A 12,600-nucleotide genomic window follows, 5' to 3' on the forward strand; every position below is an offset into this window, starting at 1 on the left:
GCTCGGGGGCGGCTGGCTCGGGGGCCTTTGGAGGTGTGATGGCGCGCGGCGGGAAGATCGCGTCGAAATCGATATGCTCGTCCTCGGGTTCGACGGGTGCGGGCGCGGCGGCGCGGATCTCGAGGAACGGCCGGCCCAGGTCGCGCGTGGCGAGCAGCGGCGGGCGCGGCGGCGCGTCGGGATGCGCATCGGCGCGGCGGAGCACCGGCAGCGGCACCGCTTCCGAATCGGCCGCGATGTCCTCCACCTCGCCGATGGTCAGCCCGCGCGAGCCGAGCAGGATGAAGGCCGAGAGCCACATGAAGGCGCCGACGAACACCCCCGTGCCCAGTGCCACCGCGAGCCGGGCAGTGGCGCCCAGCGGTGGCTCGGCCCCGGCGAGAATCGAAGGAAGCCCGGAATCCATCACCAGCGCCTCGAGCGCGGGCACGGGGATCATCGCCACGCCGAGCGCAGCGAGCCCTCCCGCAACCGCGGCGATCAAAGGCGCCAGCGGCAGGTTCATGCGCTCACCATGGGCGTGTGCGACCACGAGTCTTCCATGGCCCCGACTTTGGCGAGTCTTTGGTAAACGGAGTCATAACGGCCGACATTGGTTGCCCAGTTGCGCTCCGCCTCGACAAACGCCCGGCCGCGCTCCCGCCGCGCGTCCCATCCGTGGCGCTCGGCGAACAGCCGCGCCACGGCATCCGCGAGCGCCCCGGGGTCGTCCGGCCTGAACAGGGTCCCGGTATCGCCGTCGCGGATCAGTTCGCGATGCCCGCCCACGTCCGATGCCGCGACCAGCCGGCGCTGCGCCATCGCCTCGAGCGGCTTCAGCGGGGTCACCAGGTCGGTGAGGCGCATATGCTTGCGCGGATAGACCAGCACGTCGATCACGCTATAGTAACGCTCGACCTGCTGGTGCGGCACCCGGCCGACGAAATGGATGCGATCGGCGACGGGTGATGCCGCCGCCTGCGCCGTCAGCGCCGCATCGCACGGCCCGCCGCCGACGAGCACCAGATGCATCTTCGGCCGCGCGGCGACCAGCGCCGGCATTGCCTCGATCAGCACGTCCAGGCCTTCATAATCGTAGAAGCTACCGATGAAGCCGATCGTCTCGGCGCCCTGGATCCCCAGCTCGGCGGCCAGTGCCGTATCATATGGCAGCGGCTCGCCGAACAGGCCCAGATCGACGCCGTTGGGCGAGATCATGATCTTGTCCGGATCGATTCCGCCCCGGGCGACCAGGTCGTTCTTCAGCCCCTCGCAGATCACCGCCACTGCATCGGCCCGGCGCACCGCGCGCGTCTCCAGCCAGCGCGTCGCCCGGTATTTCCAGCTGCCCTCGATCCCCGTGCCATTGCCCACGGCCGCGTCTTCCCAGAAGGCGCGGATCTCGTAGACCAGCGGCAAGCCGAGCCGGTCCGCCACCCGCTGCGCCGCCATCGCGCCCAGCACCGGCGAATGGGCGTGCAGCACATCGGGCCGCCACTGGCGCGCCACCGCTTCGATCCGCCGCGCGAATGCGGCGACCTCGCGCAGTTCACCGATCACCGGCGGCCCGGAATTGACTCGCGGCGTCCGATAGAAGCGGATGCCGTCGATCGTCTCCTCGTCGGTGTCGAACTTGCCATGGCGCGGGCTGGTCACCGCGGCGACGTCCCAGCCGCGCGCCATCTGCGCCTTCAGGATCGCGCGCGTGCGAAATGTATAACCGCTGTGGAGCGGCAAGCCATGATCGAGGATGTGGAGGATCCGCATGGAGGATCCCATGCCATGCGAGCACTTAACGCCGCGTCAACCGCATCCCGCTACACCGGCCCGACAAGCAGGAGCGCCGACAGGCCCATGATCGACAATCTATCGCTCGCGATCTCGCACGGGCTGATGCTGCTCGCGGCCTTCCTGCTGCTGCGCCGCCCCGATCTCGACCACGAACCCGGCCCCGGCGACCAGCCGTCCAAGGCCAAGCCCAGCCGATGGGGCAAGCCCGGTGCGTGATCTCGTCTTCGTCGCCTTCCTGCTGGCCTTTTTCGGGATGGGCTTCCGCAAGCCGTTCATCTTCGTGCTGGTCTATGCCTATATCGACATCGTCTCACCGCAGCGGCTCACCTATCTCCTGCTCAATTCGGTGCCGATCTCGCTGATCGCAGTGGGCCTGTCGGTGCTCGGCTGGCTGGCAATCGACGACAAGCGGGACGTGCGGGTCGCCCCGCGCCAGCTGATGATCGTCCTCCTGCTCGCCTATTGCTTCTACACGACCAAGAATGCCGACTTCAAAGTCGAGGCCTTGGACAAATGGGACTGGGTGTGGAAGGCGCTCGCCTTCGCCGCCTTCCTGCCGCTCACCCTGCGCACCAAGCTGCGCATCGAGAGCCTGCTACTCTTCATGATCCTGTCCGCCGCCTCGATCATCATCGTCGGCGGGATCAAGACGCTCGGCTCGGGCGGCGGCTATGGCGAGCTCAACCTGATGGTCGCCAATAATTCGGGCCTGTACGAAGGCTCGACCATCTCCACGGTGGCGATCGCGATCGTCCCGCTGATCGTGTGGTTCATGCGCTTCGGCACGATCTTCCCGCCCGACTGGAAAGTGAAGGCCTTCTGCATCGCGCTGATCTTCGCCTGTCTGCTGATCCCGATCGGCACCTCGACGCGCACCGGCCTGCTCTGCATCGGCCTGGTCGCGCTGCTGATGCTGCGCGATACCAAGCGCAAGTTCGTCTATCTGGCTGCGCTGGGCTGTCTCGGCCTCGCCGCCGTGCCATTCCTGCCCTCGGCCTTCACCGAGCGCATGGGCACGATCAAGACCTACAAGGCGGACGCTTCGGCCTCCACGCGCCTTGCCGTGTGGCAATGGACCATGGACTATGCCAAGACCCATCCGATGGGCGGCGGGTTCGAAGCCTATCGCCAGAACCATATCCGCTACGAGAAGGTGGCGGTGGAGAGCGACGGCACCGGCCAGGCGACCGTCGACCGCAGCCTCGAGGTGGACAAGGCCCGCGCCTATCACAGCGCCTATTTCGAGATGCTCGGCGAGCAGGGCTATCCCGGCCTGGCGCTGTGGCTGACGATCAACCTGCTCGGCATCTTCCGCATGGAAGTGCTGCGCCAGCGGTACAAGCAGCCCGAGCCCGGCCAGGAATGGGTCGCCCCGCTCGCTTCGGCGCTGCAGACGGCGCACATCGTCTACATGCTCGGCGCCACCTTCATCGCCATCGCCTTCCAGCCCTTCGTCTACATGCTGATCGGCGCCCAGATCGGGCTCGACACCTATATGGCCCGCAAGCGCGAGGAAGCGAGCTGGCGGCCGCTGCGCAAGGCAAGACCGGCGCTGGCATGACGGGTGAGCAAGCCAGGGGGGAACGAGCCAGGGGGGAGCTCATGGCGCTGACCAGCGTCCGCGGCATCGCGGCCTGGTTCGTCGTGTTCTTCCATATCCGCTTCGCATTGGGCCTGCCCGATCCGGAGATGCACCTGCTCGCCAAGGGCTATCTGGCGGTGGACTTCTTCTTCCTGCTCTCGGGCTTCGTCATCTGGATGACCTGGAGCGAGCGCATCCGCGCCGGCGGACTGGCCGCGGTGCCGGGCTTTCTGCGGCGCCGTGTCGCCCGGGTATGGCCGCTCCATCTCGTGATGCTTGCCTTCGGCGTAGCGCTTGCCGCCGCGCTCCAGCTCACCGGCCGGGCCAGCGCCGACTTTCCCTGGCACGAGCTGCCGCTTCACCTGCTGCTGCTCCAGAATTGGGGTTTCACCGAGGACATCACCTGGAACATCCCCGCCTGGTCGATCTCGTGCGAATTCGCCGCCTATCTGCTGTTCCCGCTGCTCGCCCTCGCGATCGACTGGCGGCGCGTGCCGAGCTGGGCGGTGATCGCCGCCATCGCTGCGCTGCTCGGCATGCTCCACGGGATATTCGCCAGCCGCGGCGCCTGGGCGCTCGGCCAGGAGATCACCAGCATCGGCCTGGTCCGGTGCCTGATCGAGTTCGCCGCCGGCACCGCGATCGCTGCGCTGTGGCTGCGCTGGCGCGACCATTGGCGCATCCCCGCGCTGGCCAGCTTCGGGCTCGCGCTCGCCCTGGGCACCGGCTGGGCACTGGGCCTGCCCGAGACCTTTGCGGCGCCCGCCGCCTTCGCCGCCCTGCTGCTGGCGTTGGGGCTCACTGCCGCGCGCCGCGGCAATCCACTCGAAGCGCGCTGGATCCATTATCTGGGCGAGATCAGCTACGCGACCTATCTTTCCCACTATCTCCTCTGGTTCGCCTTCAAGCTTGCCTTTGTCGAGAACGAACATGCCCTGTCCTGGCCCCTGCTCGGCGGCTTCCTGCTGCTGGTGCTGCTCGCCTCGGTCGCGCTGTATCACCTGGTCGAGCGCCCGGCGCAGCGCTGGGTGAATGCCGCCAGGCTCCCCGGGGGCACGCCGAAACGCGCCCTGCCCTAGCCTGCGTCCGGAACGAAGCGAAAGGCCGCGCATTGACCGGGGCATTGCGAGGAGGCCCCTTGTCCGGAACGAGTTCCAGCGCCGACATCGTCTATGTCGACGACCAGCAGCCCGGCATCACCCGGCGCAAGGTGCGCCGCGGCTGGGGCTATTGGGATGCGGACGGCCGGCGCATCGCCGATCGCGACGCGATCGACCGGCTGAACGGGATCGGCCTGCCCCCGGCCTATGCGAACGCCTGGTTCTGCCCCGATCCGCGCGGCCATATCCAGGCGACCGGCCAGGACGAAAGGGGCCGCAAGCAATATCGCTACCATCCGGCGTTCCGCGAAGCGCAGGAAGCGGCCAAATATGATCGCTGCGCCGATTTCGGCGAGCATCTGGCGAAACTCCGCGCCAGGGTGGCGCACGATCTCCGCCGGCGCGGCCTGTGCAAGGAAAAGGCCGTCGCCGCCGTGGTCCGCCTGCTCGATCTCGGCAGCATCCGCGTCGGCAACGAGCAATATGCCCAGGCGAACAAGAGCTTCGGCGCCACCACCCTGCGCAAGCGCCACGCCCGGGTGAAGGGCCAGACGCTCCGCCTCCAGTTCCGCGCCAAATCGGGCAGGCTGCGCGTGCTGACGATCACCGACGGCTCGCTCAGCCGCTTCGTCAGGAGATGCCAGGACCTGCCCGGGCAGCATCTGTTCCGCTGGCTCGACGATGCGGGCGAAGCGCACCCGGTCACTTCGACCGACGTCAACGCCTATATCCGCGAGGCCATGGCGGAGGATTTCACCGCCAAACATTTCCGCACCTGGGGCGCGAGCGTGCTCGCTTTCCGCGCGCTGGCCGGCGCGGACGGGCATCTCGGCCTCAAGGCGATGCTCGCGCCGGTGACCGAGGCGCTGGGCAACACCCCCGCCATCGCCCGCAAAGCCTATGTCCACCCCGCCCTGGTCGATCTCGCCAGGGATCGCGAGGCCCAGGCGGGCTGGCATGCCGAACTTCGCTTGCCCCGCGCGACGCGCTGGCTCAATCGTTACGAACGCGGCCTGATCGCCTTCCTCGAAGGTCTCGCCGCGCACCAACAGCCCCGAAAGGCCGCATGACCACCAATCGCACCGCCACCGGATTCCCGCAGAGCGAGGACCTTCAGATCCAGGCACAGACCTTCGCCGACGACAGCTGGACATGGGCGCAGTCGCACTGGCTCCAGATCCTGATCGCCACCGGCATCGCCATTGCGGTGTTCTTCCTGCTCCAGGCGATAAAGGGCTGGGGCGCGCGCCTGTGCAAGAAGGGCGAGGGCGTCGCCAACTGGTATGCGATCATCGGCCGCGCCGTCGCCAAGACCGGCAATTTCTTCATCCTGATGGCGTCGATCCGGCTGGTAACCGGCTATGCCGGCCCGCCGCGCATGGTGGAGACGACGGTCGAGTTCCTCTTCACCATCTCGGCGGTGTTCCAATGCGCGATCTGGCTGCGCGAACTGATCTTCGGTGCGATCGAGAACAGGACGAGCGCCGACAATTATCCCGGCTCGAGCCTCGCCAGCGCGCTCGGCATCATCCGCATCCTGATCACCGTGGTGCTCTTCGCAATTGCAACGGTGATGGTGCTCGGCAATCTCGGCGTAAACGTCACCGGCCTGATCGCCGGTCTCGGCGTCGGCGGCATCGCCATCGGTCTCGCCGCGCAGGGCATCTTCGCCAACCTGTTCGCCGCGCTGACGATATTGTTCGATCGCCCCTTCCGCGTCGGCGACAAGATCCGCTTCGACAAGAACAGCGGCACCGTCCAGTCGATCGGCCTGATGAGCACCCGCATCCGCTCGTTCGTCGGCGAGGAGCTGATCTTCTCGAACAAGCAGCTGCTCGACAAGCTGATCGAGAACCTGTCGCTGCGCCATCACACCCGCACCAGGCTGCCCATCGGCGTCGCCTATGAAACGCCGGTCGAGAAGCTCGAGGCGCTGCCGGCGATGCTCAAGACGATCGTCGAGGAAGCCGGCGGCACGCTTTCTCGCGCCAGCACCGAGGGCTTCGGCGCCAGCTCGATCGACTTCGTGATCGAGTTCGACGTCGAGGGCGACGACGTGCCCCATGCCCAGATCGTGCGCGACAGGATCATGTTCGCGATCCTGCGCAAGTTCGCCGCCGAGGGGATCTCGATCCCCTATCCGACCCAGACCAGCTACACCGCCGCGCCCGACGGCAAGTTCGTCCTGCCCTATCCGCAGGAGGCCAAGGCCTGAATCCGGAGTGGAAACCATGCTCAAGGACCATAGCAGCCACGCGATCCTCCCCTGCCGGGACATCGCCATCGCCAAGGCCTTCTACACCGGGACGCTCGGCCTGCCGCTCGCCGCCGATCATGGCGAGGTCTTCGTGCTGCGCACCGGTGCCACGCTGCTCAACGTCTATCGCAGCGCCTTTGCCGGCACCAACCAGGCCAATGCCGTGGTCTTCGATGTGCATGACGACCTGGAAGCGATCGCCGCCGCCCTGCGCGGGAAGGGCGTGAAGCTGGAGGAATATCCCGACGGCTTCGACCGGGTGGAGGACGGCGTCCACATCCTCGGCGGCTTCCGCGCCATCTGGTTCAAGGATCCGGACGGCAACATCCTCCACGCCAACAGCGGCGGCTGAGCGCTCAGGCGGCAGGCGCCATCCCGGCCGCACTCAGAAAGCCCCGCCAATTCTCCACGGTCAGCCCGGCCCGGTATTCGGCCTGCATCTCGGGCGTCAGCACTTCGATCATCCGGCTGCCCTCGACCCACAGCTCGAGCACGCCGAACACGCCGCCGCGCTTGCGATATTTGACCGGCCAGCCTTCGCGCTTGGCCAGCGCCAGCACATCCTCCACGCCCTTGTCCGTCGCGATGGCGAGATGCGTGGCCGAGCGTGCGCCGTTGCCGCCGATCACGCCCACCGCATCGGCATCGCCCTCGGCCTCCACCAGTTCGGTGCCCCGCGGATAGACTTCCACCGTGGTGCGGCGGTCGTCGCCCGCCATCGCCATCCAGCTGCCCGCGATCACCGGCGGAAAGGGCAGCGCCACTCCGCCCCACAGCTCGGCGATCACTGCGGCGACATGCCGCGGATCGTCCGCGTCGATCGAAACATGGAACAACATCTGCACACTCCCTGGAAACCGTGTATTATCTACACAATACGCATGGCACAATTTGTGTCAATGCGTATTTGACACTTTTTGTGCCGCAGCTATGGGATCGGCATGTCCAAACGGAATTTCCTGCTCGCCGATCCGGCCAGGCCCGAAGGCCCCGACAATGCCCACACCCGCGCGAAGATCGACGATGCGATCCTGGCGCTGATGGCAGAGGGGGACCGGCTCAACCATGATCTGGTCGCGAAACGCGCGGGCATTTCGCGCCGCACCGTCTATCGCTATTGTCCGGATCAGGCGGCGCTGCGCGCGGCGGCCTGGGCGCGCATCGGCCCCGCCGGCGGCATATCGAAGACCCTCGACGAATTCGTCGGCGGCGTCGCTTCGCGCTTCGCCAATTTCGACGACAAGGCAGACGCGATGACGGTGGTGATGGCCAGCGCCGAGGGCCGCGCGATCCGCAACGTGATGAAGGAGGAACGCGTCGCCGCCTTTCGCGCGATGCTCACCCCCCGGGTCGAGGCGCTCGCCGAGCCCGATCGCACCCGCGCGATCGCGATGTTCCAATATCTGGGCAGCGGCTTCGCCTGGCGCGAGATGCGCGACCAATGGGACATGGACGGCGCCGAGGCGGCCGCTGCCTGCACCTGGGCGATCGAAGTGCTGCTCGCCGATCTGGAGAAGCGCGGCAACAAGCCGCTCGCCGGCGGCCCCGCCTGAGTCGCCGGCCATTTTCGAATATCGGGTTCGGAAAACCCGTGCCGTACCCGCAGCCCCTGCCTCCAGCCGACGCTACGTCAGCCCCATCTTTCAAATTTCCGGTCGGCCGAGGCTTGCGGGAAGCCCCACCCCGCCCCTAGATGAGCGCGGAATTGGGGAGAGGACCGCTATCTTGGCTATGATCACGGTGCAGCAAATGGCCGAAAGCATCGGCACCGAGCGCATCTCCGACTGGGTGGAAGTCACCCAGGCGATGATCGACCAGTTCGCCGAGGCGACCGGCGACCACCAGTTCATCCATGTCGATCCCGTCCGCGCCGCCCAGACGCCGTTCGGCGGCACGATCGCGCACGGCTTCCTGTCGCTCTCGCTGATGCCGATGCTGGCCGCCCGCACCGATGCGCCGGCGATTGCAGGCGCGAAGATGGGCGTGAACTATGGCGGCAACAAGGTCCGCTTCCTGCAACCGGTACGTTCGGGCAAGCGCGTCCGCGGCCGTTTCAAGCTGCTGAACTTCACCGAGCGCAAGCCCGGCATATGGGAACAGGTCCAGGAATATACCCTCGAGATCGAGGGCGAGCAAAAGCCCGCGCTGATCGCCGAGTGGATCGCGCTCATCTACGTCTGAGAAGTCCAAGAGAAGGAAAATCCCATGTCTCGCTCCGCAGTCATCGTCTCCACCGCCCGCACCGGCATCGGCCGCGCCTATCGCGGCGCGTTCAACGCTACGCCGGCGCCGACGCTCGGCGCCCATTCGATCAAGGCCGCGGTCGAGCGCGCCGGGATCGATCCGGCGGAAGTGCAGGACGTCGTGTTCGGTGCCGCGCTCCAGCAGGGCAGCACCGCCGGCAACATCGCCCGCACCGCACTGCTGCGTGCCGGCCTGCCCGTCACCGTCGCCGGCATGTCGGTCGATCGCCAGTGCGCCTCGGGCCTGATGGCGATCGCCACGGCCGCCAAGGAAATCATCGTCGACAACATGGACATTGCCATTGGCGGCGGCGTCGAATCCATCAGCCTGGTCCAGACCCCGGCAATGCGCGTCGAGCCCGATCGCGAGTTGCTCGCGATGCACGGCGACATCTACATGCCGATGCTGCAGACCGCCGAAGTCGTCGCCGCCCGCTACGGCATTGGCCGCGACCGTTGCGACGCCTATGCCCTCCAGTCGCAGCAGCGCACCGCCGCTGCCCAGGCCGCGGGCAAGTTCGACGACGAGATCGTGCCGGTCACCGCGACGATGAACGTCGTCAACAAGGAGACCAAGGAAGTCTCCCAGAAGGAGATCACCCTCGCCAAGGACGAGGGCAATCGCCCCGAGACGACCGCCGAGGGCCTGGCTTCGCTCCAGCCGGTGCTGCCGAACGGCACCGTCACCGCCGGCAACGCCTCGCAGCTGTCCGACGGTTCGTCGGCCAGCGTGCTGATGGAGGAGAAGGTCGCGGAGAAGCGTGGCCTGCAACCGCTTGGGCGCTATGTCGGCATGGCCGTCGCCGGCACCAAGCCGGACGAGATGGGCATCGGCCCGGTCTTCGCGATCCCGAAGCTGCTCGAGCGCTACAACCTCAAGATGGACGATATCGGCCTGTGGGAGCTGAACGAGGCTTTCGCGGTGCAGGTGCTCTATTGCCAGGACCAGCTCGGCATTCCGAGCGAGCTGCTCAACGTGAACGGCGGCGCGATCTCGATCGGCCACCCCTATGGCATGAGCGGCGCCCGCATGACCGGCCATGCGCTGATCGAAGGCAAGCGCCGCGGCGCCAAATATGTCGTCGTGACGATGTGCATCGGCGGCGGCATGGGCGCGGCCGGGCTGTTCGAGGTGCTGTGAGCAGAGTCATTGAAAATTGACGCCTGCGGGATTACAAGGGTCTCGCAAGACTCATTGGGCTTGTCCCGTTGATATGGGCCTCGGTCGTGGCAGCGACCGGGGCCCAAATCGTTCGGGGCCCGGCTGGCAGGCCGAGCCCCTCCCGTCGTGCTTACTTGGAGCGCGCCACTTCCACGACCTTGAGGATCAGGGTCGCGAACGCGAACAGCGCTGCAAGGATCAGACACAAGCCTGCAAGGCTCATTGTGCTGTCTCCGTTGGTGCGGCGGCGGGATTGCCGCCACGGCAACCCTACATCCTGAGCGATCGCGTGCGGCGAGACTGCCCCGTAATGGATATGTCTACCGGATCCGCTTGAAATAGTTCGTCCGCATCACCGGCTTGCCGCCTTCGCCGATATAGCCGGCGGTCTCGATCATCGTCTTCCCGTCCGGCGCGACGGTATAGATCCGGGTCGAGGCGGGGATGCCGCCCTTGCCCAGCACCATCACCAGCACGTTGGGCGCCGGCAGCTGCACCGCGGCGATGTCCGCCTCGGGACTGCCCTCCACGACATAGGGCGTGCCGTCGGGCGTGTAGGTGCCGGCGGTGTGGTTCTCATAATCCTTGCCCACGATGTCGACATTGGTCCGCCACTTGCCGCCGCCCACATCGGCATAGCTGATCGTCACGCTTTTCGGCCGCGCCTCGGGCGGTATTGGCAGGCGCTCGAGATCGACCGCCCAGCTGCCCAGCAGCGGCGACGGCGCGGCGGTCTGCGCGAGGGCCGGCGCGATCTGCCCGAGACCCGCCGCCAGCAATATCCCGAAAAACAGCTTCATCCCTCTCTCCAACATTGTCGAACCGCAGGGAGGATATGCCGGAACCCGCCGGGCAGTCCCGCTGTAACTCCCCGTGTAACACTGTAAATCCACTTGTAACAATGCCGCTTGCACGAACGACCTTGTTCGCTTTATTCCCTGACAACGCTGCCAATCGCAATCTTGTTGCTCTCAAGGCACTTGTTAGCGATAACAGTATCCGGACCCCGCAAAGCGGGGCCGACCACACAGGGGGTGCGTCGATGGGCGAAGGCTTGGCGTTGGTGGCCGATATCGGCCGCCAATCGGTGCGATTCGGACTGACCGGAGGCGATGCGGGGCCCGCCCCGCGCGACATCCGCCGTTTCTCGACCAGCGAGCACCCCACCTTCACCAGCGCACTGGTCTCCTATCTGACCGGCCTGGGCCTGCGGGATGCGCGATTGCCAAGCGTGCTGGCGGTGGCCGGCGCGGCACGCGGCGACCTGATCAACCTGACCGGCAGTCGCTGGTACATCTCGCTATCCGGCGTCGAGGCAGTGTTGCGCGCGCCTCCGCGCGCACTCAACGAATGCGCCGCCAATGCGCTGGCGCTCACCACGCTTCCGCCCGGCGCCTTCACCGCGCTGCACGGTCCGCCGCCGCGCGCGGTCGAGCCCGGCGGCAATTATGTCGTGATCGGCACGGGCACCGGGCTCGGCGTCGCCGCATTGATCAGCGCGGGCGGGCGGCTCGTCCCCGTGCAGAGCGAGGCCGGGCACATCGCCTTCGCGCCGGAGACGGCGGACGAGCGCAAGTTCGCCGAATTCTGCCGGGTGCGCGGCCATGCGCTCGACGTGGAGACGCTGGTCAGCGCGCCCGGCCTGTGCCTCGCCTATGAGGCCCTGTCGGGCGGCTCCAGGCTCGCCGCGCCCGAGGACGTCACCCGCAACACCGCGCGCGATCCGGTCGCGGCGGCGGTGGTGCGCATGTTCGTCGAGCATCTCGGCAGTTTTGCCGGGGATCTCGCGCTCGCCTTCGGTGCGTGGGACGGCGTCTATCTCACCGGCGCGATCAGCCGCGCCCTCCATTCCCATCTCATGGACCCGGGCTTCCGCCGCCGGATGGAGAGCAAGGCAGTGTTCCGCCGCCAGCTCGCCGAAGTGCCGGTGGCGCTGGTCAACCGCAACGATCTCGAGCTGATCGGCGCGGCGGCGGCCTATGGGAACGCCTGACCGGTTTTCTTCGGCATGATCCCGAGGGGAACAACATGGCCGACACCGCCGAACGGGTCCGGCCCGAATCCGTTGGGCTTGACCACCTGCCTTCGCGGCGCCACCCCAGGGCCATGGCCGGCCCCTCGCTCGCACATCGCATCCGCACCGAAGCGCATGCCGTCTGGTTCGCGGTGCGCGATCCGCGCACACCCCTGCTCGCCAAGCTGGTGGGCGTGCTGGTCGCCGCCTATGCGCTGTCGCCGATCGACCTGATCCCGGACTTCATTCCGGTCCTCGGCCTGGTCGACGATGCGATCGTCATTCCGATCGGCATATGGCTGTTCGAGAAGCTGATCCCGCCCGCGCTCTTCGCCGAGCATCGCGCCCGCGCCGAGATCGAGACGCAGCGCCCGATCAGCTGGCCCGGCGTGCTGCTCATCCTGGCGATCTGGGCGGGCGTCGCCTGGCTGATCTGGAGCGTGGTCGCGACCAGCGAATATAACTGAGTCGA

14 protein-coding genes and 1 pseudogene are annotated in these 12,600 nt (G+C 67.1%); 11 read left to right on the plus strand and 4 right to left on the minus strand.

Features of this window, described 5'->3' with window-relative positions:
• Positions 1–505, minus strand: a pseudogene (locus FFS08_RS15095) (hypothetical protein); the annotation flags it as partial.
• The gene (locus tag FFS08_RS15100) at positions 502–1,746 is read right to left on the minus strand and encodes a TIGR04063 family PEP-CTERM/XrtA system glycosyltransferase (protein ID WP_137863092.1); all 1,245 of its coding nucleotides are present in this window, start codon (positions 1,744–1,746) and stop codon (positions 502–504) included. The pseudogene FFS08_RS15095 and the gene FFS08_RS15100, both read right to left, overlap by 4 nt.
• Before the next feature lie 87 nt (positions 1,747–1,833).
• Between FFS08_RS15100 and FFS08_RS23550 the strand changes: the two genes are divergently transcribed.
• The 6 genes from FFS08_RS23550 to FFS08_RS15125 are packed head-to-tail and all read left to right on the plus strand — an operon-like array spanning position 1,834 to position 7,061.
• Positions 1,834–1,986, plus strand: coding sequence for a hypothetical protein (locus tag FFS08_RS23550; protein ID WP_171012629.1), 153 nt, complete (start codon positions 1,834–1,836; stop codon positions 1,984–1,986).
• Complete coding sequence (locus FFS08_RS15105; protein WP_137863093.1) at positions 1,979–3,331, plus strand: putative O-glycosylation ligase, exosortase A system-associated; 1,353 nt, start codon at positions 1,979–1,981, stop codon at positions 3,329–3,331. The genes FFS08_RS23550 and FFS08_RS15105 overlap by 8 nt, the downstream gene beginning before the upstream one ends.
• 41 nt (positions 3,332–3,372) lie before the next feature.
• Positions 3,373–4,431 (plus strand): acyltransferase family protein, encoded by a 1,059-nt coding sequence (locus FFS08_RS15110; RefSeq protein WP_249341108.1) that lies wholly within the window; start codon positions 3,373–3,375, stop codon positions 4,429–4,431.
• Between the two features lie 59 nt (positions 4,432–4,490).
• The gene (locus tag FFS08_RS15115) at positions 4,491–5,522 is read left to right on the plus strand and encodes a DNA topoisomerase IB (RefSeq protein WP_249341109.1); all 1,032 of its coding nucleotides are present in this window, start codon (positions 4,491–4,493) and stop codon (positions 5,520–5,522) included.
• A complete protein-coding gene (locus FFS08_RS15120) occupies positions 5,519–6,667 on the plus strand; it encodes a mechanosensitive ion channel family protein (RefSeq protein WP_137863095.1) in 1,149 nt (382 codons plus the stop codon). Before FFS08_RS15115 ends, FFS08_RS15120 begins: the two co-directional genes overlap by 4 nt.
• Before the next feature lie 16 nt (positions 6,668–6,683).
• On the plus strand, positions 6,684–7,061 hold the full coding sequence (locus FFS08_RS15125) for a VOC family protein (protein WP_078103511.1): 378 nt from the start codon (positions 6,684–6,686) through the stop codon (positions 7,059–7,061).
• A 4-nt stretch (positions 7,062–7,065) separates the two neighbouring features.
• On the opposite strand, the gene FFS08_RS15130 is transcribed toward FFS08_RS15125, so the two are convergent.
• Complete coding sequence (locus tag FFS08_RS15130) at positions 7,066–7,548, minus strand: hypothetical protein (protein WP_137863096.1); 483 nt, start codon at positions 7,546–7,548, stop codon at positions 7,066–7,068.
• 102 nt (positions 7,549–7,650) lie between these two features.
• Here FFS08_RS15130 and FFS08_RS15135 point away from each other — a divergent pair, with 102 nt between their 5' ends.
• The 3 genes from FFS08_RS15135 to FFS08_RS15145 all read left to right on the plus strand — a co-directional run bounded on the left by FFS08_RS15135 (position 7,651) and on the right by FFS08_RS15145 (position 10,093).
• The gene (locus FFS08_RS15135; RefSeq protein WP_137863097.1) at positions 7,651–8,262 is read left to right on the plus strand and encodes a helix-turn-helix transcriptional regulator; all 612 of its coding nucleotides are present in this window, start codon (positions 7,651–7,653) and stop codon (positions 8,260–8,262) included.
• 178 nt (positions 8,263–8,440) lie between these two features.
• Entirely contained in the window at positions 8,441–8,890 is a 450-nt protein-coding gene (locus FFS08_RS15140; protein ID WP_137863183.1) for a MaoC family dehydratase, read from the plus strand.
• 24 nt (positions 8,891–8,914) lie between these two features.
• Positions 8,915–10,093: an acetyl-CoA C-acyltransferase gene (locus FFS08_RS15145; protein WP_137863098.1), complete on the plus strand. Its 1,179-nt coding sequence runs from the start codon at positions 8,915–8,917 to the stop codon at positions 10,091–10,093.
• A 341-nt stretch (positions 10,094–10,434) separates the two neighbouring features.
• On the opposite strand, the gene FFS08_RS15150 is transcribed toward FFS08_RS15145, so the two are convergent.
• Positions 10,435–10,914, minus strand: coding sequence for a hypothetical protein (locus FFS08_RS15150; RefSeq protein WP_137863099.1), 480 nt, complete (start codon positions 10,912–10,914; stop codon positions 10,435–10,437).
• A gap of 242 nt (positions 10,915–11,156) precedes the next feature.
• On the opposite strand from FFS08_RS15150, the gene FFS08_RS15155 reads away from it, so the two are divergent.
• Both FFS08_RS15155 and FFS08_RS15160 read left to right on the plus strand, forming a co-directional pair.
• Positions 11,157–12,107 (plus strand): glucokinase, encoded by a 951-nt coding sequence (locus FFS08_RS15155; RefSeq protein ID WP_137863100.1) that lies wholly within the window; start codon positions 11,157–11,159, stop codon positions 12,105–12,107.
• A gap of 35 nt (positions 12,108–12,142) precedes the next feature.
• The gene (locus FFS08_RS15160) at positions 12,143–12,595 is read left to right on the plus strand and encodes a YkvA family protein (RefSeq protein ID WP_331483263.1); all 453 of its coding nucleotides are present in this window, start codon (positions 12,143–12,145) and stop codon (positions 12,593–12,595) included.
• Positions 12,596–12,600 lie beyond the last annotated feature (5 nt).

Origin of the sequence: Sphingomonas sp. 1F27F7B (genome assembly GCF_005503355.1) — a bacterium.
Lineage (GTDB): Bacteria > Pseudomonadota > Alphaproteobacteria > Sphingomonadales > Sphingomonadaceae > Sphingomonas.